Consider the following 23,261-nt stretch of genomic DNA (forward strand, 5'->3'; position numbering starts at 1 on the left):
TTTTACACCTACTTCTTTGAATTTAGCCAAAGTTGATAAACGGCCATTCTACGTCCAAACGGCAGTAAATACCATTCTTTTTCTACTAGTACTCTTTTCTTTGCAATAATTGTTAGCATAACAAACGCTCCAATAGATACTGCTGTCAAACCCGCCACCATGGCTATCATACGTGAAGACATCAGGTGATTTAAAAAGGACGATACTAGCTGTAACCATATAAGAACGACGATTGTCATACTGAAAGAGGCGATTCCTACTTTTTTATAAAATGCGCCTGAAGCTAATTGAATGCCAGTCAATGTTTTTAAATAAATAATTAGCAAGATTGCTGTTAATAATAATCCTATATCATTAGCGATGGCAGCTCCTAGTACACCTAATCCACCAATTAATCGTACATTTAAAATAATTTTTATTAGAAAACCGATTATGAGAAATAACGCAGGTTTTTTTAATTTCCCATAGCCTTGTAAGATTGCTGTAAATGTAAGGATAATTGACAAAGGGACAATTTGAAATACATAGACAATCAATACCTCCGATAAGGAATTGGTTTTAAAAAGCATTTCATTTAAATAAGGCATAACTAGCATTAAGCCTAGTGCTGCAGACCAGCCGAACAGGACGGATGCTTTGTATGTTAATTGTATGAATGGCACTGCACTACGTCCCGCTTGTTTTTTCGACAAATGGGCGACAAGTGGCACAATGGCCAACGACAATGAGGATGCAATGACAACACCTAGTTGAACTAACGGTTGTCCTCGATCATAAATCCCTTTCGTTTCCTTCGCTATTGTAGGAGTCATTCCATTATTAATTAATGACGAATAGATTGTAAATGAATCGACCAATTGATAGCCAAGTAGTAGTAGACCACTCATACTGACACTCAAACTCAGCCATGTGACCTCTTTAATGATAGGTAAACTTGAATTACGATGTAGATGCTGTTTAACTTGCAGTAGACCAAATCGTTTATGCGAGATATAAGCAAGTAATAGCAAGGCTGTAATTTCTCCAATTACTGTACCGATAACAGCCATTCTTCCTGCACCATAAAGAGATTTCGTCGTTGTCATAATAAGAAAGGTACCTGCTAATATGACAGTTACTCTCACTGCTTGTTCAAGTACTTGGGCATAAGCAATGGGCTCCATAATTGCTCTAGATTGAAAGCTACCTTTTAAAATAGCCAGCGCCGGCATAACCAATACTACTAAGGAGCCTGTACGAATAAGTGGTGCTAATTGAATATCTCCCATTAAATGGGCAATCTTTTCAGCACCTCCAAATAAAATGGCAAAAAACAGTAGTGATAATACCGTTAAATACCCGAAAACTACCTGTGTTATAGTGCGACGTCTTTCATCACGTTCTATTGTATCAACAATACAATCATTGTCTGCAAGCATTTTAGAAATGGCTATAGCAAAGCCACTAGATGTCCAAACAACGAAGATTGAAATAACTGGATATACCTGTTGATAGATATAAAAGCCTTCATCACCTACTAGATTTTGAAAAGGCACACGGTAAATGGCACTAAGAACTTTTACAATAAGGGCTGCTATCGTCAATAAGGCGGCACCCTTCATGTAGCTTTTCATACCAAAACGTTGCGACATAAATTGCCCTCTTTCCTTCTTAACAATGCCAATAGTATAGCATATCTCAAAAGTTTGACGTGCAAGGTGGCACTACTGTTCCTATAATGATTCATCCTTATGTACGCAAAAAAGTTATTGTTCAGCCTTAAAGGTCATCGCAATAACTTTTCCATGCATTAACTATTCATTTGTTTTGCTAAGAAGTTCGCAGCTGTTTCCACTACTTTAACTTCTACCTCACCAACAAAGTGTACTTTAGACAAGACGATAATACAGCCAATAGGATCACCATTCACCATTATAGGTGTCGCACAATATGATTTCACTTGCTCATATTGCCCAGGGACAATTTCAATCGTTGTCTCCATTTTTTCAATTTTTGTGGAGCGCTCGTCCATAAAGCTTTCCGCAAAGGACGTAATGCGACGATTTATATATTCCTTTTTCCCAATCCCTGCAACAGCGATTACTTCATCACGGTCAGTGACAAATGCCGGTGTGCCCATTGTTTCATAAAGTGTTTCAACATATTCTCTTGCAAATTCCCCCAAATCATTGATGGGAGAATATTTTTTTAAAATGACTTCGCCTTCTCGGTCCGTATAAATTTCAAGCGGGTCGCCTTCACGAATACGTAGCGTCCTACGAATTTCTTTTGGAATAACTACACGCCCTAAATCATCAATACGACGAACAATTCCTGTTGCCTTCATTCTAATGCCTCGCTTTCGCTACAATGAAATTTTTATTCAATGATAGTATGGTTTTTATTTGAGCAATCTATGCAAAAACTGAAGAAAAAGGATTTCACAACCATCAATTTTTTTCAAAATACGGTATTACATCAATCAACTCCTTATTAGATTACCCAAGTAATAAGTTTCTATAATTAATTCAGAAAAATAGTGGAAAAAATCCATTATTCCTGTGAGCAAATATGATAGAGATGGTGATTACTGAATCACCGTGAAAAAGGCTATTCTTATCTTTTACAGTAAGAGATAAGAATAGCCTTTTAACTACTATTGCTGCTTTTTTGCATTATCAATAATTTGCATTAGTTCTTCCAACATATCAAAGGGTTGATATTTCCCACTCTTGCGTTCATCTATTGTTAATTTTAACTGCATGCCATCCATACCAAAACCAACAGCACGCTCGAATTTCATCGATTCTTCAATAATCTTACTGCCATCGACACTTGCCGTTCCTTGTTCTGATAATAGTATTGTAATAAGTTTTTGCTTCTCCTTTACAGATACTACTCCCGCACCTAAGCCCCAAACTTTCATTCGTGCTATTCGAAGTAAACGCTCTGTTTCAATTGGAAGATCGCCAAATCGATCCTCTAATTCCTCCATGATTTCGTCATACTCCTCCACCTGATCCATGGCTTTAATTCGTTTATACATTTGGATCTTTTGATAACCATCTGGAATATAAGCGTCTGGAATATAAGCATCAATACTCAACAAAATTTCAATATCTGGCTTTTCTTCTTTTTTCACGCCTGTTTGACGTTCTGCGATGGCATCCTGAAGCATTTGTGAATATAAATCAAAGCCAACTGAATCAATAAAGCCATGTTGCTGCGCTCCAAGTAAGTTTCCTGCGCCCCGAATAGATAAATCTCGCATCGCAATTTTAAAGCCTGAGCCAAGTTCTGTAAATTCTTTGATTGCTTGTAAACGTTGCTCCGCTACATCTGTCAGAACTTTGTCGCGTTGGTACATAAAATATGCATAGGCTACTCTGTTAGAACGTCCAACGCGCCCGCGTAATTGGTAGAGCTGGGCTAAGCCCATGCGATCAGCATCATGGACTATTAATGTATTTACATTCGGTATATCGACACCTGTCTCGATAATCGTTGTCGTAACAAGTACATCATAGTCGCCCTCTAAGAAGGCTAAAATCACTGATTCTAGCTCTGACTCAGTCATTTTTCCATGAGCAAAGCCTATACGTGCTTCAGGGACCAGCACTTGAATCTCCTCAACCCTTCGAGCCATATCCTCTACCCGATTATATAAATAAAATACTTGTCCGCCACGTGCCATTTCCCTCTCAATAGCTTCTCGTACTAATGCACCGCTGTGCTCCATCACATATGTTTGAACTGGGAAACGATTAGCAGGAGGCGTCTCAATAACAGATAAATCTCGGACCCCTACCATGGACATATGAAGTGTCCTTGGAATTGGTGTAGCTGTTAAAGTTAAGACATCGACATTTGTCTTTAACTGCTTAATTTTTTCCTTATGCGTCACACCAAAACGTTGCTCTTCATCCACAATTAGCAGACCAAGGTCTTGGAAAATTAAATCTTTAGATAAAATACGGTGTGTTCCAATAACTATATCGACTCGGCCCTCTTTTAAGCCTTTTAATGTTGCTGTTTGCTCCTTTTTCGAACGGAAGCGAGATAACAATCCAACATTAATGGCAAAGCCTTGAAAGCGCTCACGAATAGTCTCATAATGTTGCTGGGCTAGAATGGTTGTAGGGACAAGGAATGCCACTTGCTTTCCATCTTGAATAGCCTTAAATGCGGCACGAATGGCTACCTCTGTTTTACCATAGCCTACATCACCACAGACTAAACGGTCCATAGGGCGTTCACGTTCCATATCTCGTTTTACTTCAACAATTGAGCGTAGTTGATCTTCTGTTTCTTCATAGGGGAACATTGCTTCAAAATTACGCTGGTCATCGTTATCAGGTGTAAAAGCATGCCCTTTCTCTGCTTCACGCTTTGCATACAGCTTTATTAAATCATCCGCAATATCCTGTACAGCAGAGGATACCTTTGCTTTCGCCTTTTTCCACTCTGCCCCACCTAATTTATGTAGCTTTGGTTCTCGATCCTCTGACGCCACATATTTTTGGATTAAGTCTATTTGCTCAACAGGTACATATAATTTATCGTCTGCACGATATCGAATATGCAGATAATCCTTATGTGTACCATTAACCTCTAATGTCTCTACACCAATATATTTACCAATCCCATGATGAACATGTACAACATAATCACCTGGCTTAATTTCCGTATAACTTTTAATACGTTCAGCATTGGTCATTTTTTGTGTGCGTGTTTTTTTCTTTGCCTGCTGTTTAAAGAGCTCGTCTTCTGTTACAATTGCTAAACGCTGTAGGGGCAATTCAAAGCCACTCGACAAGCCCCCATCTACAATATAAATACCAGGTTCTGTTGGTTCACCTATTGCTGTATGAATATCGTATTCTTCAAGCATTTGCTGAACTCTTTTCACTCGTTCTTTATCCCTTGCTATGATGAGAACTGTAAATTTGCCTAGTAACCAGCGTTCAACCTCACTTTGAAGCAAGGACATTTGTCCATGAAATTGTTGCATTGGCTTGCAAGAAAAGTTGGTTGTTTTATTAAATGTAATCCCTGCAAATGTTCGCGAAAACAATGAAAATGAAAGCTTTTGTTGTGACAACATCGCCAATATTTCTTTTAATGAGAAGGCAGGTTTGACATCATGAACCATTTTTCCCTCTTCGATTAAAGATAAAAACCACTCATCTTCTTCACGCTCCCATGCATCCATTACCTCTTGAATACGTCCAAGCTCGTCAAAAAGTACAATACCATCATGTTCAAAGTAATCTCCTAAAAAGGCTGTTTTATCGTATAATAATGAGCCATATTTGTTTACATAATCAGGTAAATTCCCTTGTTGTAGCAACTCAATATCATATTGAATATGCTGATACAGAAGTTCTTTTGTCTCCTGCTTTTTAACCTTCTTTAGGCTGGCTGCTAATGCCACTTCTAAACGGTCTGCTAATGCCTGTCTTTCTGATTTTGTAAGAATAACCTCTGAAGCAGGGAGAATACGAATTTTTTGTAATTTATCAATAGAACGTTGGTCATCTGCTGAAAATGTTCGTATGGAGTCAACCTCTGTATCAAATAATTCGATACGAATTGGTGATTCTAAATAAGGTGGATAAATATCTAAAATTCCCCCACGTAATGCGAACTCTCCAGGTGATGTCACCATTGAATTCCGTACATAGCCCATCTCAACTAATGTTTGCAACCATTTATCAATTTCAACATCTTCGCCTACTGCGGTTTGTAAAAAATAGTGTAGCCAGTGTTCTTTTGGTTGCATTATTTTACGTAGACCAGCCACAGGTATTACATATACGGCTTTCTCACCTCTAGCTAAGCAATCGAGCGTCGCGATTCGCTCCGCGCGAAGTTCTGGTGAAGCCACAGAAAGATCGGCTGCAATAAATTCATCAGCAGGGTAATAGTGAACATGTTCCTCGCCTAATAGTCCAACAAGCTCATCCGCCATTTTTTGTGCCTGCAATAGATTAGGAGAGATAATGTAGATTGGCTTCTTAACATATTCAAATAACACATCAACCATTACTGGGCGTGCGCTTCCTGTTAAACCTGTTATAAGCTGTGATGCAGTTTGACTGCTCTGAATTTCCTTTAAAAAAGATGTAATATGTTTATCTTGCGACACAAGCTGTCGTAAAACCTCCACAGTCAAGCTCCTTTCAGCATAAATTCTATATTTTTATTTCTATTATTCTAGCGTTATTTTACATATCTCTATTAATGGCTGTTTTATGAAATGGAAAAAGCCTTGAACACACATAAGTGTGTCAAAGCATCCTTCCAATTATTGAATCCATTTATTGAGTGCGTGATAATCTGGATATTGTTTCAGCGAATCCTCACATTGCTCACAAATGCAGTGCACAGTCGTTTGACCATGTTGATCTTTCTCAACATAATCATCCGCTTCTCCCAATTCGAAAATATGCAACTTTCGAATTGTATCATCTGCATCAAATGGTAGTGTCCCTATTTCTACTTCACAATGCCGACATCGATAGCGAACTGACATCTCCAAATCATCCTCCTTTAAGCAACTTTCTACTTAAAGTATAGACATTTATAAAAAGGATTATGCACTTTTCACTGTCATCGTCATTGCAATAACTTGAAAATTAGAGAATTAATTTTTACCTGTAGCTAAGACTATTCACTACAAGTATTAGCTGTAATAATAGTGTAAGGCAGTTCATTACTCACCTTACACCATGCCAATTATCCAAAAACTTTAACAGAAATTTTATTACTTTCATCTATTTGCTTACGTTAAAGTGATTCATCACATCAAGAAACGGCTTTGAAAGAGATGCTTCAACAGCGTTTACAGAATTTACAATTGCGTCTTGCATAAGAACTTGGTCTTCCTTCGAAAATTTAGCTAAAACATAGTCTGCTACCTTCATGCCTGCTGGCGGGCGATTAATGCCCACTCGAATACGATTAAATTCCTGAGTACCTAAATGTTGAATTAACGATTTAATGCCGTTATGACCACCTGCACTCCCTTTTTGTCGCAGACGTAATTTACCTGTCTCTAAATCCAAGTCATCATAAATGACAATTAAATCTTCTATCTCTATGTCAAAATAGTCCATTAGGGGACCAACACATTCCCCTGATAAATTCATATATGTTAATGGTTTAACAAGTAGAACCTTTCCTTCTGGTCGATGTACAGTAGTGTACATCCCATTAAATTTTGAATTTGTTAAAGGTGTTCCCCATTTTTCTGCTAACGCATCAATAACATCAAAGCCAATATTGTGTCTTGTGTGCTCATAAGGTTTACCCGGGTTTCCTAAACCAACGATAATTTTCATAAGTACCTCTCTTCTTTCAAATCTAATAGTCATTATTTTACCATATAGCACGCCTAGAAAGCATTTTGTACAATTGTTAAAAGGCATAAAAAAATAAGGCTAACAAGAAAGCTATAGCCTTCTTATTAGCCTTAAGCGTCAATTACTTTTATACTGTCTCTTGCCCTTCTTCACCTTCTGTAGTCTCTTCCTCTACAGAAACAGGTGCCACAATGGTTACTAACATATAATCATCTTCACTAATAATTTCAACAGGTGTAGCATCGCGAATATCTGCTACTGTTAGGGATTCCCCAATTTTCAACGATGAAATGTCCACATCAATTGATTCAGGTAACTCTGTTGGCTTTACTTTTACTTTTAATTCTAAGTTAGGCTGCATTAGAATACCGCCCTCACTCACACCAACTGACTGTCCAAGTAATTTAATCGGGACATCAGCTTCTAGCTCTTCCGCCATATTAATGGCTAAAAAATCAATATGATTTACTTCATCTTTCAATGAACATTGCTGAACCTCTGACACAACAGCATTCACCTTTTTCCCCTCTAACTCTAGTGAAAACACACTATTTTGTCCATTTTTTTGAATGGATTTTTTAAAATCTTTTGCAGCAATAGAAATTGGGGTTGAATCTACTTTGTAGCCGTAAATAACTGCAGGAATGGCTCCCCCTTTTCTAAGTTGGGTTAATGTTGAACGATGCCCAGTTTCGCGCTTTGTAACACTTAATACTGTACTCATACTTCTTTATTCCCCTTCCAAGAAAATTATTTACGCCTCAACAATAATTCGTTGTAGGCTATGATAATATTTAGCTCTATTTGTTTAAGGTAGAGTAAATATTATTAAGACACATTATTATTATACCCCTTTGTGAGAAGGCTCACACATAAAACACTCATCTATTTCTTCGCCTCAATGAAATAGTGCCTAATTTATATTGAAAAGACCAATCTACTCAAAGAATAGATTGGTCTCATACTTACAATATTTATTAATCAAATAGAGTACTTACAGATTTATTTTCATAAACGCGAGAGATAGCATCCGCCATTAATTTAGCTACAGAAAGCTCTGTAATTTTTGGAGATTTTTTCTCGTCTGATAGCTGAATTGTATTTGTCACTACTAACTCTTTAATAGCAGAGTTTTCAATACGTTCAATTGCTGGACCAGATAATACAGGATGTGAACAGCAAGCGTAAACTTCTTTTGCACCAGCAGCACGTAACGCATCTGCCCCAATCGTAATTGTACCTGCTGTATCAATAATATCATCAATCAAGATTGCCACTTTACCATCAACATTACCAACAATGTTCATCACTTCCGCAACGTTTGGTTTCGGACGACGTTTGTCAATAATTGCAATCGGTGCTTTTAATCGTTCAGCCATTTTACGAGCACGTGTTACCCCACCATGATCTGGTGAAACAATAACGATCTCATCTCCTGGAATACCTTTAGATTTGAAGTAATCAGATAGTAATGGTACTGCCATTAAGTGGTCGATTAGGATATCGAAGAAACCTTGGATTTGAGGTGCGTGTAAATCTAATACGATAACACGTGTTGCACCAGCAGTTTCAAGTAGGTTTGCCACTAATTTAGCTGTAATTGGCTCGCGCGCTTTTGCTTTACGGTCTTGGCGTGCATAACCATAATAAGGCATTACAACGTTTACTGTACGAGCAGATGCACGTTTAACTGCATCTACCATAATTAAAAGCTCCATTAAATGTTCGTTTACAGGTGCAGAAGTAGACTGCACGATAAACACATCACAACCTCGAATACTTTCTTCAATGCTAATTTGAATCTCTCCATCACTGAAGTGCTTAACAGAAGATTTACCTAATTCTACGCCCATTTCCTGCGCAATTTCTTGAGCTAATGGATTATTAGAATTAAGTGAAAATATTTTTAATTGTGAGTTTGCATAATGATACGGCATGATGGCCTCCTGTTTAGTTGATAATTATTTTGAATTTAATTTGCTTACATAATTCGGTTTGTTTTCTTGTCTTGCACGAGCTATGGCAAGTGCATCTTCAGGAACTTCTTTTGTAATTGTAGAACCTGCTGCAATAAATGAACCTTTTCCAACTTTCACTGGCGCTACTAAGTTAGTATTACATCCTACAAATACATCATCTTCAATAATCGTTTTGAACTTGTTTTTTCCATCATAGTTTACTGTAATGGAACCACAACCAATATTGACATTACTACCGATCTCGGCATCGCCAATATAGCTTAAATGTGAAACTTTCGAGCCATTATCTAGCTTGCTTTTCTTCACTTCTACAAAGTTACCAATTTTTACATGACTACCGATGTCTGAAAGTGGTCGAATATGAGCAAATGGCCCTATAGCAGTATCCTCTGCAATAGCGCTTTCACGGACAACTGAAGAATGTATAGTTGTACGATCACCAACGCGGCTATCTATGATTTGAGTATTTGGACCGATAATGCAATCTTCACCGATCACAGTAGCACCTTCAATCATTGAGCCAGGTTGAATCACCGTATCACGCCCAATAACTGCATCTGCACTAATATGCGTTGTTTCAGGATGGATAATTGTTACACCATTCCGCATATGCTTCTCGTTGATTCTTGTACGCATTAATGTCTCGGCTTGTGACAAAGCCACGCGATCATTAACACCTAGTGTTTCTTCAAAATCATCAGTGACATATGCTTCAACAATATCACCTTGCTTTTGTAAAATTTCAATGACATCTGGTAAATAATATTCACCTTGGGCATTATCATTTTTCACAAGTTTCAATGTTTCAAATAATAATTTGTTATCAAAGCAATATGTGCCTGTGTTTATTTCTTTTACTAATTGCTGCTCTGCTGAAGCATCTTTTTGTTCAACAATTTGCTCCACCTGTCCGTTATTGCCACGTAATATACGGCCATAGCCAGTTGGGTTTTCAGCAATTGCAGTTAAAATAGTTGCTTTAGCATTCTTTGCATGATGATGTTCGAATAGAGCTTGCATCGTTTCAGGACGAATTAGTGGTGTATCTCCACATACAACTAACGTTGTACCTTCTTCATTACCTAAAATGGCCTCTGCTTGTTGCACAGCGTGCGCTGTACCTAGTTGTTCAGCCTGCAGCACATACTCACTTTTATCACCAAGCTGTTGTTGCACTTTTTCAGCACCATGTCCGACAACCGTTACAATGCGATTCACATCTAACGTCTGAATATGATCCACCACATGTTGTACCATCGGTTTCCCACATACTGGATGGAGCACTTTATATAATTTGGACTTCATACGTGTACCTTGACCTGCAGCCAAAATGACAGCAAAAACATTGCTCATCAGTAAGTCCTCCAATACGCTCATTTTCTCTTATGACTATATAGCAAAATTCATCTATTTTCAAGGCATGTAGAGTTGACAAAAACATGAATTCACAAATCCAATGCACCTTATGCTCGAATGTCATGAAGTATATCCTGAAATTGCTCATATTATCTTTTTATCAAAATAAAAAGAACCCTTCCAACTAGAAGAGTTCTTCCTATCTTTTTTACCATCAGTTTGTAACATATCCTTAAAAAGTAAGTTATTTACTATTTATTACACACCGATTCCCTCTAATTCTTCCTCTTTACCAGCTTCCTCTACTTCACTAGAGTTATGATACTCGTTTAAAATGATCTCCTGAATTTTATTTCGAGTATCAGAATTAATTGGATGAGCAATATCTCTAAACTCCCCATCTGGTGTTCGTTTACTAGGCATAGCTACAAATAAACCAGTATTTCCATCAATGACACGAATATCGTGAACAACAAACTCATTATCAAGTGTAATGGAAGCAATCGCACGCATGCGACCATCCGTCTGTACCCGACGTAATCTCACATCAGTAACTTCCATTTTCTCACCACCTCTCTTCTTGGATGCCTAAATGAAAATATCATATTCTCAATTACCGAATATTTTCCTTTTCATAGTCTATCAAATTTTCTAAAAAATTTGAATACTTATTAGAATAATATTTTTTCTTATATACGTAATTTTTGACAATTGTTTGTCAGCGTAAAAAAACCCACTAAAAAGAATAAAGGTTCTCTTTAGTGAGCTTAACAAGTTTTAATTATTTTACGATTGCGATTACTTCGATTTCTACTTTTACATCTTTCGGAAGACGGGCTACCTCTACAGCTGAACGAGCTGGTTTATGATCACCGAAATGATTTGCATAAACTTCATTCATCGCTACAAAGTCATTCATATCTTTCATAAAGACCGTTGTTTTCACAACATTATCTAAAGAAGTTCCAGCTTCAGCTAAAACAGCTTTTAAATTAGCAAATACTTGATTTGTTTGTACAGTTATATCGCCTTCCACTAAATCCCCTGTAGCTGTTAATGGAATTTGACCAGAGCTATAAAACATTCCGTTAACAATAATACCTTGTGAATATGGTCCGATTGCTGCTGGTGCATTTGTTGTTGCTACTACTTTCATTTGTCATGTCCCCTTTTAGAAAAATAGTTACCTTCACTTAATGCAATTGTTCGATCTTTTTCATTAACTTCATGAAGCTTTACAAGTGAATAATAATCATCTACTAATGTTTCGTCCGCATGCTCAGCCTCCACAAGCACTGCAATGCCTGCTAGCTGACAGTCAAACTCCTCTAAGAGGTTTTTCATGCCATTCATTGTACCGCCGACCTTCATAAAGTCGTCCGTAATTAATACACGTTGTCCACTCTTCATGCTTCTTTTTGATAATACCATTGTCTGAATTCTTCTGGAAGAACCAGATACATAGTTAATGCTTACTGTAGAACCTTCCGTTACTTTACTATCTCTTCTCACAACTACCACTGGTACATTTAAATGTCTTGCGATGGCATGGGCGATGGATATCCCTTTAGTTGCTACTGTCATTATGACATCGATTTGTTGATCTGCAAAGGCAGAAGCAAAGACCTTCCCTACACGATTAATTAAATCTGGGTTTCCAAGCAAGTCTGTCATAAATAAATATCCACCTGGTAACAATCGATCTGAATGTTCTAACTCTGCTTTTAAATCTTGAATCACTAAACGTACTTCAGCCTCGGACATTTTCGGAATATACTTTACTCCTCCTGCAGCACCCGGCACTGTCATCAATAACCCGATTCCTTTTTCTTCGAAAGTTTCTTTTACAATCGTTAAATCTTCACTAATGGATGACTTAGCAGATTGATATAGTTCTGAAAAATAAGTTAGCGGGATCAGCTGATGTGGATGTTCTAGTAAGTAGTACGTCATATCAACTAGTCGTTCACTACGCTTCCATTTCATGCGACCCTCTCCTAAACACGAATATTTATAGGTAAAATTAACACAAATTTGCGTTTCTAAGCAAGCGTATTTCGCTCACCTAAAATTCGTACTGCATAAACTTCCTCACAAAAACCACGTAAACCATTATAAATGCGACTTACACGAGCTTCACTATCCACAAGCCCAAATACAGTTGGACCGCTTCCACTCATTAACGTAGCATCTGCCCCAAAGCGCTTCATTTGTTCCTTTAACATCACAACTTCTGGGTGTAGCTTAAATGTTACAGTTTCCAAAACATTTCCTAATGACGAACATAATAGCTCATAATCTTTTGTCTCTATAGCTTGTATCATCTGCTGTGTATTGGGATGTTGCAGCCCTTCAACCTTAAGACCCCCATAAACTTCTGCTGTCGACACACCAATTTTAGGCTTAGCTAGTACAACCCAACAATTAGGTGGAGCTGGTAATTCTTTTATTTTTTCGCCTCGCCCTGTAGCGAGTGCCGTGCCTCCGTAAACGCAAAACGAAACATCCGAACCAATTTTAGCACCAAGCTCCGCTAATTCATCTATTGATAAACCTAAATCCCACAGTTCATTTAGCCCTTTTAATGTTGCAGCTGCATCACTACTACCTCCTGCGAGTCCTGCTGCTATGGGTATTTCCTTTTCAATCGTAATGGATACACCTTGTCTAATGCCATATGTATCTTTAATGAGACGCGCTGCCTGATAAGCAAAATTACGATGGTCATTTGGTACAAAATTATCTGTTGAAGTTATTTGAATAACACCATCTTCTCGAGATTCAAGACTGATACGATCAGCTAAATCGACTGTTGTCATTACCATCTCCACTTCGTGAAAATTATCCGGTCTTTTATAAAGTACATCTAATGTTAAATTGATTTTTGCAGGCGCCTTTACATAAAGCATATTTCTTCCTCCTTATAGCTACACGTATAAACAGTTCTTTTTTCGCGCAAGATTATTCATTTTATTTTACCATATTGAGAATACGAAAATGGAAAAAAAGAACCGTTTACCCTATTCGGAGTAACGGCTCTCTCTCGTCAGTTGTATTTGTTGTGTCAGTAAGGATTTTCATCCCTGCTGAATGAAACTTTATAAGATGACTATTTTAGCAAAAACAGCCTACTTACGCTCTTGCTCACTACTTGCCCGTTCAGCCATTTCTATGGCACGTTTGACCATATTACCAGCATCACGAGCTTTTATGCCGCCCCAGCCTTCCTTTTGCACAACATCATAAAATCCAAGTTCTTTTGCGATCTCTTCTTTTAAACGAGGTGACATGATACCTTTTCTAGGCATATAAACTCCTCCTTTAACAACTGACGAATTTAGTATGCCCGTGAAAACGCAAAACACTCATGTATTTTTAATATACATGAGTGTTTCTAAAATATAGAAATAAGTACTAGAAACTATTTTGCGACAGCAGCCTTTGCTTCGTCTAAAAATGTAATCTCTACTGCTTCAGTTAAAATATCTGTGTAGCTATACGATACGCGCTTGCACGTATTGTCTTCTTGATCGAGCTCTACTACAAAGATGGCGCGATATGTCTCACGTAGTATCCCTGCACACTCAACCGTTTTCTTGCGACCACCGTTTGCTTTTAATTGCAAACGTTTACCCAAATGACAATCCAACGACTTTTTAATGTCCGCTAAAGTTTTTGGCATTTTCGCTTACACCTCACTAATAACAAGTATAAGCTAATGGCCCAAAAATGTCAACAAAATATAATATTTTATCAGCCTCTTATAAATCTTGTCAACTTATTTTTTATAAAAAATATATATTTTTTTACATATCCGAAAAATTGTTAACAAAAATTTTTACTTTGCAAAAACAGGATGCAGTGCATCGGCTAATTTCCCAAACTCTTGAATTGAAAGTGTTTCTCCACGGCGAGTTGGCTCAATATTCGCTAGCTCTAATGCCTGTAAAATGTGATCCTTCTGTGCCTTTCCATTTGGTAAACCAGATTGCAGGTTATTATAGATTGTTTTTCTTCGCTGTACGAATGAGGCACGCGTTACAACAAATAAAAAATCCTCATCTATTACTTTTACCGGTGGTTCCTCATGCTTGATAAGGCGAATTACTGCAGAGTCGACGTTAGGTTGAGGCATGAAAACTGTTTTTGGCACTGTCATCGCAATATCTGCTTTCACGTAATATTGTATTGCAATTGATAAAGAACCATATTCTTTCGTCCCTGGCTTAGCCGTTATACGGTCTGCTACCTCTTTCTGCATCATCACAACAAAACCACGGATCGGTAATCGGTCATTGAGTAATTTCAGTAAAATTGGAGTCGTTACATAATACGGTAAATTTGCTACAACCATAATATCATCAATACCTGGCATCTCATCTGCAATTACTTTCTCCACATCTGCCTTAAGTATGTCAGAATGAATAATAGACACGTTATTATATGGACTAAGCGTATCTTCTAGTACCGGTAATAAACGTTGGTCAATTTCAAAGGAAACTACCTTTTTAGCGCTTCTCGCCAAATGCTCAGTTAATGCCCCAATCCCAGGACCAACTTCAATTGCGCCACTATTCTCAGTTAAATTGGCGTGACTCACTATATTTCTTAAAATGTTCGGGTCAATTAAGAAGTTTTGACCTAAACTTTTTTTAAATGAAAACCCATACTTTTTTAAAATTTCTTGTGTTCGAATTGGTGTCGCAATATCCTTATGCATCATTTTCCTCCTGATCTAACTGTGCGATAGCCGCACCAAATTGCTCCTCTGTAATCTGAAACATTTTCAATCTTTTATGAAGTTGTTTACCATTTGTAGCACCTATATTTAAGATTTCCCCTAGTCTATCACGACGCTGCTTTGCTTGTGGATGTCCAATTAAACGAGCAGTCATTAAATCTTCCAGTGTAATTAACTCTTTGTTTAACACCTCATGTATAGGGGTATAGACATGTTGTAATGCCTCACGTATATCCTCATCAGCAGCATGCTCAATCCCTAACCCTTTACCGTTTTTAGCAATCGTTTTCGCTTTTGGTAAAAAGGCATGTTTCACCCCTTTTACACGCTCCTCGATAATGGCCCGTATTCGACGTCCTGGATAGTCTGGATCAGTAAATACAATAACTCCACGTTTTTCTTGGGCGTGCTGAATTCGCTTTAACGTTTCTTCAGAAATTGCAGATCCATTTGTTTCTATAGTATCTGCTTGTACAGCACGTTTAATAGCTGTCGTATCATCTTTTCCTTCAACAACAATAATTTCTTTAATTTGCAAAAAGGCTCCTCTTTTCTATCTACCTTATCTTCTGACCATTTTACAACTGCTCTATACGATTTGTACAGGAATACAAGGTCCCGATGAGCTTATCTTATTCAACTTACTCTCTACATACCTTACAGCATCATTTGCTAAAAAAAATAAAGAAGCCCTCCCGCCAGTCAAAACAGGAAAGCTCCATTTGTGAAAAACATTTTGATTAATTTTACAATTTTTTTAATTTAATACTTTAACGCGCACTTTCTTACGTCCCCAGTTACGTGCTTGAGCATCTGTTTGTACAAGTATGTCAATCTTATTACCCTTAATTGACCCACCAGTATCCCCAGCTATAGCAGTTCCATAGCCTTCTACCCAAACCTTTGATCCTAGCTTAATAACAGAAGGGTCAACTGCTATCACCTTCAAGCCAGAATTTGAACGTAGGTTTATACCAGTTGCTGATGTACCAGTACAACCGTTGCAATATGGTGTATATGCTGTTGCCGTTACATAAAATTCTTTACCGTTAGCAGGCTCTGCAGAACCACGTGACACAGTTGCTGCACTTGCAACGATTGTTTTTGTGCCTACTGCAACCACTTGTTTCTTCGGTTCTTTTAATACTTTCTCAGATTGCAGGTTTTTTGCCACAACCTTACCGTTTTCTTTTACAACTTCATACGTACGAGAAACCGAACCCTTCTCGCCCGTTGCTACTACTTTTTGTTTCCCCTTTTGCAATGAAGCATCCTGCTTCTTTTCAACTGCGAAATCTAAAGAGTCTTCCACTACATCGATAACCTTTTCTACGCGAACTACTGTGATTTTACTCTCCGGAGTAATGACGTTCTCCAGGTTATTTTCGACACGATCGAATTCATTTAGCTGAATTCCTTGTTGTTTTAAAAAGTTAGCGACCGTAGTCGAAGTGGACCATACTTGTCTTTTATTTACGCCATCGACAAGCGCTACTTGAAACGCTTTTTGAATATCGATTTTGTTTTCTGCTCCTAGTTCAGTATCTAGACCTTGCGCTAAAGAGTCATGTTCAGATACTTTAATATTTGCTTCCTTCAAAATGTCCTTCACAAGTGTTTCAGTTGTCCAAACTTTTGACTGATTTCCATCAACTGAAATAGTTACTTCTTTTGCCTGTTCCCATGTAATTGCTAATCCATTAACAATTTTGGTGTTCAGAGAGGGTGAAATTTTGTCATGCTCTGCTATATCTATATTTTGATTTTGTAATAATTGTTCTACAGTTTTGGCATGTGTTGATACTTCGATTGTTTCTCCATTTGCTTCAAGCTTAACGGATTTTTTCGTACCCTGATAAAGCACGAAAGAGATTACAGACACAAACAGGACAAGTGAAATAATTCTTATCACTGTTTGCTTACTCCTCAATGATCCTAAGAACAAGTTTTTCATGGAATTATTTGACATGAAAAAACGCCTCCTTAATACAAGGTTGGATTATACGGACTAGTTTTGGCACTGTCAACCCGAAAGTATTTCTCTGAAAATTGACTTCTTGTTTTTTGCCAACCACAAACCCTGTATTGGAGGCATCTAAGCTAGTTAATTGTCAATCCCAAAAAAATTTTTCGCATTGGCTGTAGTTGCTTGTGCAATTTCCTCAATTGTCAACCCTTTCAAACGTGCGATTTCCTCAGCAACTAAAGGCACGAAAGCGGGTTCATTGCGCTTACCTCGATGTGGATGTGGAGCTAAATAAGGAGCGTCTGTTTCAATCATCAAGTGCTCAAGAGCTATTTCTGTCGCTACTTCCTTTGGTAGACGTGCATTTTTAAATGTCACTGGTCCCCCAAGACTAATCTTAAAATTCATAGCTATACATTCACGCGCTGTTTCTACACTTCCACTAAAGCAGTGCATAACACCCCCTACGGATGCAGCATTTTCTTCACGTAAAATTTGTACAACATCACCTGTTGCATCCCTATTATGAATAACGATTGGTAAATTGATCTTTTGAGCTAATTGAATTTGCTTGCGAAAAAGTTCCTGTTGAACGTCTTTTGGAGACTTATCCCAATAGTAGTCCAATCCCGTTTCACCAATGCCAACTATTTTTGGATGTGAAGCTAATTGCTCAATCCACTCTAAATCTTGTTGGGTACAATCAATAGCGTCTACGGGATGCCAGCCAATGACACCGTAAACAAAATCATATTGCTCTATTAATTGCATTGTTCTCTCAATGGTTTTACGGTCGAAACCAATAACTACCATTCTTTCTACTTTAGCTTCAAGAGCTCTATCAATCACTTCTTGAAGATCTTCCTCATACTGATCTGCGTTTAAATGTACGTGTGTATCTATATACATCTTCATTCTCCTAACATTGATTTTATTAAAATTTATTATTTCATATTTTTCGTGGTCATTACAATTTCATTACAAACTATTCGACATTGTGACATTCCACTTAATCGACATTACCTAAAGTAGTTCTTTAAACCCACAAAACTATATTTTTCACATACCACAAATTATTTCAAAATAATTTAATTCCATTTTCTCTAACAGATTTGAAAAGCCTGCTGAATAATTCATATTCAGCAGGCCTTCCTTAAATTCATTACTTTACTTTTGCACCATTTTCGAGTTTAGGATCAACTGATGCTAATTTTAAAATTCCATCTTTCTCACCGGCTAAAATCATTCCTTGTGATATTTCACCACGTAATTTTACTGGTTTTAAATTTGCTACGACAATTACTTTTTGACCTATTAAATCATCTGGTGTATAGAATTTCGCAATACCTGAAACTACTTGACGTTGCTCATATCCTAGATCAACTTGAAGCTTTAATAATTTATCTGCTTTCGGAACAGTTTCACATGCAGTCACAGTAGCTACACGCAAGTCTACTTTCATAAAATCATCAATAGTAATTTCAGGAATTTCTGGATTTTCTTCAGTTTTTGCTACCTTTTTAATTTCTTCATCCTGTGGTGTTTTCACAGAGCCACGCATTTCCTCACGAATATAAGTAATCTCAACCTCATTTTCTAAGCGTGGGAAAATCGGTATCCCTTTTTCTACCACTTTAATGTTTGCTGGAATAGTATTGCCGAATGTTTCAATTGTATCCCATGCTAAGAATTTGTCATCTAATCCTAACTGATCGATCATACGTTTCGGAGTTGTTGTCATAAATGGTTGCAACATGACAGCGATTTGATGTAAGCTTTCTGCCAAATTTCGCATAACTGCACCTAATTTTGGCTTGTCTGACTCCTCTTTTGCTAACACCCATGGTTGTGTCTCATCTATATACTTATTTGTGCGTGAAACAAGCGTCCATAAGTCTGCCAGAACGACACTAAATTGCATTTTTTCCATACTTTCTTCATATTTAATACGTACCGACTCAGCTTGCTCTTTTAAAGCTGCATCAAATTCTGTCGGTTGAAGATTTTCTGTCGGAATAATCCCATCAAAATATTTATTAATCATTGAAATTGTACGATTTAATAAGTTCCCTAAATCATTAGCCAGATCAAAGTTTGTACGTTCAATAAATGATTCTGGTGAAAATACCCCATCAGAGCCAAATGGTAATTCTCGTAATAGGAAATAACGTGTCGCATCTAGACCATAACGCTCGATTAACATTTCAGGATAAATTACATTACCTTTTGATTTAGACATTTTACCGTCTTTCATCATAATAAAACCATGAGCAAATACTTTTTTCGGTAATGGCAAATCTAGTGCCATTAAGAAGATTGGCCAATAAATCGTATGGAAACGAACAATATCCTTCCCTACTACATGTACATCTGCTGGCCAATATTTGTTGAATAATGATTCATCTTCTGATAGATAACCTAAGGCTGTAATATAATTCGTTAATGCATCAACCCACACATAAATAACATGCTTTGGATCTCCTGGTACTTTAATTCCCCAGTCGAAGGATGTTCTTGATACCGATAAATCCTCTAGTCCTGGTTTAATGAAGTTGTTAATCATTTCATTTTTTCGTGATTCTGGCTCAATAAATTCAAGGTTCTCTTCATAATAAGCTAATAAACGATCTGCATATTTCTTCATATTAAAGAAGTACGATTCTTCTTTAACTTTATGCACCGGACGACCACAATCAGGACAGTTCCCGTCAACTAGTTGAGTCTCAGTAAAGAATGATTCACACGGTGTACAGTACCAGCCTTCATACTCACCTTTATAGATATCACCATTATCTAAAAACTTTTGGAAAATCTTTTCGACAGCTTTCGTATGTCGATCCTGGGTTGTTTGAATAAAGTCATCATAAGAAATATCCATTAAACCCCAAAGTTTTTTCGCAGCATCTGCAATTTCATTTACATAATCTTGAGGATGTTTACCCGCTTCTGCTGCTTTTTCTTGAATTTTTTGGCCATGTTCGTCCATTCCTGTTAAAAAGCGTACATCATAACCTTTTAAACGTTTATAGCGTGCAATAGTATCAGATGCTACTGTTGTATATGCCGTACCAATATGAAATTTCCCACTTGGATAGTAAATGGGTGTTGTTATATAGAATGTTTTTTGTTGTTCACTCACTAGAACTGCCTCCATTGTTTTACAATATACTTTCTATTCTAACGAAGTACGAAATTCGTTTCAATGAAAGTTTATTAATCGCGAAAATTGTCGAATAATATATTTAATCCATTAAATGACTTAAATAAGAACCTTTTTTACTACTAACAAAAATATTTATTAAAAACCTTTTAAAAAAATTAAAATACCTGCATTCTTCTCAAAAATTTTTTTTAAAAGCATAATATTAGTGCATTAATTAATTGACGTTTATGGCATTACTTGGTATGATAACTATCAGACAAAGAAATAATGTCGAAATTTGACGAAATACCAATATAACTTTTATAAATTAGGAGGAAATCTATTATGAAATCAACAGGGATTGTTCGTAAAGTCGATGAGTTAGGTCGTGTAGTAATTCCTATCGAGTTACGCCGTACGCTAGGAATTGCTGAAAAGGACGCTTTAGAAATCTATGTGGATGATGATAAAATCATCTTAAAAAAATATATGCCTAATATGACATGTGCTGTTACTGGTGAAGTTTCAGATGATAACTTCCGTCTAGTTGGAGGCAAATTAATTTTAAGTCCAGAAGGCGCTGAAATGTTAGTTAAAGAAATTCAATCTAACTTAAAAAAATAATTAGTTACTCACCTAAATCAAAACAGTGATTTAGGTGTTTCTGTTTATTAATATAACCAATTTCTTAATCCCTTATAATGTCCATGTCAGACCTTTCTATTTTAGGTTACTATTATTTACAATTATTATCAATTTAAAATTGTGTCTCAAAATTATTACTTCTCAACTTTTAAGTTTCGAAGTCATGAACTAAATAAAAATAAAGAGCTACCCTAATAAGGTAACTCTTTACTATTAATTACTATGATATTCATTATAAACATCTCGCTTTGACACTTGCCTTAACTTAGCTACTTCTTTAATGGCTTCTTTTGAAGATACATTCGATTGATTGATAATGAAATCAACATGTTCAACAATGGACATGTTTTGCCAATAAGCTTCTTCATGATCTTCCTCTTCTACACAGCTATTACCTTCAAGAACAATACAAAACTCTCCTCGTATTTCCTCTGTTTGTGACCATTCTACAGCTTCAGACAAAGTACCTCTTAAAAACTCTTCAAACTTCTTTGTCAGCTCTCGAGCTAAAACAATACGACGTTCCCCGAGTATAGCTTCCATATCTTTTAATGTATCCTTTAAGCGATGTGGTGCCTCATAGAGTAAAATCGTTTCTTGGCGTTTTTTTAATTGTTCTAATTGCTGGCGACGTTCCTTTTTTCCGCGATTCAAAAATCCATAAAAGAAAAACGGCTGTGGCGATAACCCAGATGCAATTAATGCTGAAATCGCTGCATTAGGCCCTGGCACTGGTACAACAGAAAAGTTTTGAGCAATTGCTTTTTCAACTATATCTGCACCTGGATCAGAAATACAAGGTAAACCTGCATCACTTACTAATGCAATTGTTTTTCCTTCCTGTAGTAATGTTAACAATTTTTCTCCACCTACGGCTAAATTATGTTCGTGATAGCTGATTAGCGGTGTTTCAATCTCAAAGTAGTTACACAGCTTTTTGGTGTTTCTAGTATCTTCTGCCGCGATAATATCGGCTTCTTTTAAAATGCGAAGTGCACGCACACTCATATCTTCTAAATTACCAATAGGTGTTCCTACCAGATATAAACAACCTGTCTGTTCGTGTATTGTACTTTTTTGTGATTTCACGATTCGCCCCTCCTTATATAATTAATTTTCTGTGTTCTTGTTAATTGCTTAAAGGCATATTCAGCACGCATTGCTTCTTGCTTTGTCTCAAATATTTCTTTATAAATACATTTCACTGGACCTCTAGCTCTTGTATATTTTGCTCCTTTACCAGCGTTATGTACAGCAACACGTTTTTCTATATTATTTGTATACCCTGCATAAAGAGTTTGATCAGCACACTCTAACACATAAAAGTAGTGATTATTGCTCTTTTCCATAAAGAATTTCTCTCACTTCTGCCGTGTATTCATTATTAGCATCATAAACATACAACGGCGGCAGAATTTTTAAATCAGGCTTTCCATCTTTTATTCCTTCTATTAATAATGTATTCGCCTCTTTCCCTTCCTTCGGATAAATGAGCTGCATCCGTTTAGGCTCTAAGCGATTTGCTCGCATAGCTGTCACAATATCTAATAATCGCCCTGGTCGGTGGACAAATGCGGCCTTGCCCCCTTGCTTTAATAATTTACTTGCTGATTGAATGGCTTCTTCCAATGTTAAATACAATTCATGGCGTGCTATGGCATGATGCTCACTAAGATTTTTATCACTTGCTTCATGTGCTAAAAAATAGGGCGGATTACAGGTAACCACATCATACTTTTCAATGCCAAGTTGTTTCGGTATTTCTTTAACATCTCCAAGAATCATTTGAATTTGCTGTTCTAGCTGATTGTAACGGATACTTCTCTCTGCCATCTCAAATAAACGTGGCTGAATTTCTACTCCCGTTATCTGTCCCTTTGTACGTGCACTTAAAAAAAGTGGTATCACACCATTTCCTGAGCATAAATCAACAATTTTTCCTTTATGATAAGGAATACTGACAAACTTCGAAAGCAGTACTGCATCTAATGAGAACGAAAAGACAGAGGGACTTTGAATAATACGTAAATTCTCAGCCAACAAATAATCTAACCGCTCGTCACCTTTTAGCCATTTTTCCATGCTTACT

The 23,261-nt window shown here is 36.9% G+C and carries 23 protein-coding genes; 1 reads left to right on the forward strand and 22 read right to left on the reverse strand.

Annotated features, from left to right (window positions below; genetic code table 11):
* Nucleotides 1–8: 8 nt before the first annotated feature.
* From JIN86_RS22835 to metG, 19 genes are all read right to left on the reverse strand, one after another.
* Nucleotides 9–1,631, reverse strand: a complete 1,623-nt coding sequence (locus tag JIN86_RS22835) for a putative polysaccharide biosynthesis protein (protein ID WP_004229172.1) — start codon at nt 1,629–1,631, stop codon at nt 9–11.
* A 158-nt stretch (nt 1,632–1,789) separates the two neighbouring features.
* Nucleotides 1,790–2,326, reverse strand: a complete 537-nt coding sequence (gene spoVT, locus JIN86_RS22840) for a stage V sporulation protein T (RefSeq protein ID WP_004229174.1) — start codon at nt 2,324–2,326, stop codon at nt 1,790–1,792.
* A gap of 309 nt (nt 2,327–2,635) precedes the next feature.
* On the reverse strand, nt 2,636–6,148 hold the full coding sequence (gene mfd / locus JIN86_RS22845) for a transcription-repair coupling factor (protein ID WP_202342953.1): 3,513 nt from the start codon (nt 6,146–6,148) through the stop codon (nt 2,636–2,638).
* 138 nt (nt 6,149–6,286) lie between these two features.
* Entirely contained in the window at nt 6,287–6,514 is a 228-nt protein-coding gene (locus tag JIN86_RS22850) for an anti-sigma-F factor Fin (RefSeq protein WP_004229176.1), read from the reverse strand.
* Nucleotides 6,515–6,755: 241 nt separating this feature from the next.
* Nucleotides 6,756–7,322 (reverse strand): aminoacyl-tRNA hydrolase, encoded by a 567-nt coding sequence (pth, locus tag JIN86_RS22855; RefSeq protein ID WP_004229178.1) that lies wholly within the window; start codon nt 7,320–7,322, stop codon nt 6,756–6,758.
* 148 nt (nt 7,323–7,470) lie between these two features.
* Nucleotides 7,471–8,067: a 50S ribosomal protein L25/general stress protein Ctc gene (locus JIN86_RS22860; protein WP_004229181.1), complete on the reverse strand. Its 597-nt coding sequence runs from the start codon at nt 8,065–8,067 to the stop codon at nt 7,471–7,473.
* Between the two features lie 253 nt (nt 8,068–8,320).
* Nucleotides 8,321–9,280: a ribose-phosphate diphosphokinase gene (locus tag JIN86_RS22865; protein WP_004229183.1), complete on the reverse strand. Its 960-nt coding sequence runs from the start codon at nt 9,278–9,280 to the stop codon at nt 8,321–8,323.
* Between the two features lie 24 nt (nt 9,281–9,304).
* The gene (gene glmU, locus JIN86_RS22870) at nt 9,305–10,675 is read right to left on the reverse strand and encodes a bifunctional UDP-N-acetylglucosamine diphosphorylase/glucosamine-1-phosphate N-acetyltransferase GlmU (RefSeq protein WP_009374182.1); all 1,371 of its coding nucleotides are present in this window, start codon (nt 10,673–10,675) and stop codon (nt 9,305–9,307) included.
* Nucleotides 10,676–10,936: 261 nt separating this feature from the next.
* Nucleotides 10,937–11,239, reverse strand: a complete 303-nt coding sequence (spoVG, locus tag JIN86_RS22875; RefSeq protein WP_004229187.1) for a septation regulator SpoVG — start codon at nt 11,237–11,239, stop codon at nt 10,937–10,939.
* A 220-nt stretch (nt 11,240–11,459) separates the two neighbouring features.
* Nucleotides 11,460–11,834: a RidA family protein gene (locus JIN86_RS22880; protein ID WP_004229189.1), complete on the reverse strand. Its 375-nt coding sequence runs from the start codon at nt 11,832–11,834 to the stop codon at nt 11,460–11,462.
* Nucleotides 11,831–12,664, reverse strand: coding sequence for a pur operon repressor (gene purR / locus JIN86_RS22885; RefSeq protein ID WP_004229190.1), 834 nt, complete (start codon nt 12,662–12,664; stop codon nt 11,831–11,833). Before purR ends, JIN86_RS22880 begins: the two co-directional genes overlap by 4 nt.
* Nucleotides 12,665–12,720: 56 nt before the next feature.
* Nucleotides 12,721–13,587 carry a 4-(cytidine 5'-diphospho)-2-C-methyl-D-erythritol kinase gene (ispE, locus tag JIN86_RS22890; protein ID WP_009374181.1) on the reverse strand — a complete coding sequence of 289 codons (867 nt, stop codon included), beginning with the start codon at nt 13,585–13,587 and terminating at the stop codon, nt 12,721–12,723.
* A gap of 219 nt (nt 13,588–13,806) precedes the next feature.
* Nucleotides 13,807–13,986, reverse strand: coding sequence for a small, acid-soluble spore protein, alpha/beta type (locus JIN86_RS22895; protein WP_004229193.1), 180 nt, complete (start codon nt 13,984–13,986; stop codon nt 13,807–13,809).
* Between the two features lie 113 nt (nt 13,987–14,099).
* Nucleotides 14,100–14,360: a biofilm formation stimulator Veg gene (veg, locus tag JIN86_RS22900; protein ID WP_004229199.1), complete on the reverse strand. Its 261-nt coding sequence runs from the start codon at nt 14,358–14,360 to the stop codon at nt 14,100–14,102.
* Between the two features lie 156 nt (nt 14,361–14,516).
* Nucleotides 14,517–15,398 carry a 16S rRNA (adenine(1518)-N(6)/adenine(1519)-N(6))-dimethyltransferase RsmA gene (rsmA, locus tag JIN86_RS22905; RefSeq protein WP_004229203.1) on the reverse strand — a complete coding sequence of 294 codons (882 nt, stop codon included), beginning with the start codon at nt 15,396–15,398 and terminating at the stop codon, nt 14,517–14,519.
* Nucleotides 15,391–15,957, reverse strand: a complete 567-nt coding sequence (gene rnmV / locus JIN86_RS22910) for a ribonuclease M5 (RefSeq protein WP_202342954.1) — start codon at nt 15,955–15,957, stop codon at nt 15,391–15,393. The genes rsmA and rnmV overlap by 8 nt, the downstream gene beginning before the upstream one ends.
* Before the next feature lie 219 nt (nt 15,958–16,176).
* On the reverse strand, nt 16,177–17,388 hold the full coding sequence (locus JIN86_RS22915; RefSeq protein WP_009374180.1) for a resuscitation-promoting factor: 1,212 nt from the start codon (nt 17,386–17,388) through the stop codon (nt 16,177–16,179).
* A gap of 135 nt (nt 17,389–17,523) precedes the next feature.
* Nucleotides 17,524–18,294, reverse strand: a complete 771-nt coding sequence (locus JIN86_RS22920) for a TatD family hydrolase (protein WP_004229210.1) — start codon at nt 18,292–18,294, stop codon at nt 17,524–17,526.
* Nucleotides 18,295–18,547: 253 nt separating this feature from the next.
* The gene (metG, locus tag JIN86_RS22925; protein WP_237497404.1) at nt 18,548–20,539 is read right to left on the reverse strand and encodes a methionine--tRNA ligase; all 1,992 of its coding nucleotides are present in this window, start codon (nt 20,537–20,539) and stop codon (nt 18,548–18,550) included.
* Nucleotides 20,540–20,872: 333 nt separating this feature from the next.
* Between metG and JIN86_RS22930 the strand changes: the two genes are divergently transcribed.
* Complete coding sequence (locus JIN86_RS22930) at nt 20,873–21,151, forward strand: transition state genes transcriptional regulator AbrB (RefSeq protein ID WP_004229214.1); 279 nt, start codon at nt 20,873–20,875, stop codon at nt 21,149–21,151.
* A gap of 234 nt (nt 21,152–21,385) precedes the next feature.
* On the opposite strand, the gene rsmI is transcribed toward JIN86_RS22930, so the two are convergent.
* Genes rsmI through JIN86_RS22945 form a run of 3 tightly spaced genes read right to left on the reverse strand, consistent with a single transcriptional unit; the run spans nt 21,386 to nt 23,254 of the window.
* Nucleotides 21,386–22,261: a 16S rRNA (cytidine(1402)-2'-O)-methyltransferase gene (gene rsmI / locus JIN86_RS22935; RefSeq protein ID WP_202342955.1), complete on the reverse strand. Its 876-nt coding sequence runs from the start codon at nt 22,259–22,261 to the stop codon at nt 21,386–21,388.
* Complete coding sequence (locus JIN86_RS22940; protein WP_004229219.1) at nt 22,258–22,521, reverse strand: GIY-YIG nuclease family protein; 264 nt, start codon at nt 22,519–22,521, stop codon at nt 22,258–22,260. Before JIN86_RS22940 ends, rsmI begins: the two co-directional genes overlap by 4 nt.
* Complete coding sequence (locus tag JIN86_RS22945; protein ID WP_004229220.1) at nt 22,505–23,254, reverse strand: tRNA1(Val) (adenine(37)-N6)-methyltransferase; 750 nt, start codon at nt 23,252–23,254, stop codon at nt 22,505–22,507. Before JIN86_RS22945 ends, JIN86_RS22940 begins: the two co-directional genes overlap by 17 nt.
* Nucleotides 23,255–23,261 lie beyond the last annotated feature (7 nt).

The sequence above is a fragment of the Lysinibacillus sp. HST-98 genome, assembly GCF_016757845.1.
GTDB lineage: Bacteria > Bacillota > Bacilli > Bacillales_A > Planococcaceae > Lysinibacillus > Lysinibacillus capsici.